This is a genomic window from Adlercreutzia equolifaciens (genome assembly GCF_029076695.1).
In the GTDB taxonomy this organism is placed as follows: domain Bacteria; phylum Actinomycetota; class Coriobacteriia; order Coriobacteriales; family Eggerthellaceae; genus Adlercreutzia; species Adlercreutzia equolifaciens_A.
Map to the genome: position 1 here is coordinate 1 of NZ_JARFIK010000202.1, position 329 is coordinate 329.

A 329-nucleotide genomic window follows, 5' to 3' on the forward strand; every position below is an offset into this window, starting at 1 on the left:
CCTGTGTGCATGGCCAAGACTCAGTACTCCTTCTCGGACGACGCCGCCAAGCTGGGCGCCCCCCGCGACTTCATCATCACGGTGCGTCAGGTCAAGGTGTCCGCTGGCGCCGGCTTCAACGTGGCGCTCACGGGTTCCATCATGACCATGCCGGGCCTGGGCAAGGCGCCGGCCGCCCACAAGATCGACGTCATGGAGGACGGTACCATCACCGGCCTGTTCTCAGGCGCTTGTGAAGAAAGTTCGGCTTAACCCGAATTAACATGGAAGCGGCTCCCGCGAAGCAAAGCGGGGGCCGCTTGATGTTAGAATGCCGAGCACCGGCAAAG

1 protein-coding gene is annotated in these 329 nt (G+C 62.6%); it reads left to right on the forward strand.

The window, feature by feature from the left end; translation table 11 throughout:
• The coding region (locus PZH32_RS12070) for a formate--tetrahydrofolate ligase (protein WP_275208500.1) at positions 1-252 on the forward strand (252 nt) is incomplete at its 5' end.
• Positions 253-329: the final 77 nt, after the last annotated feature.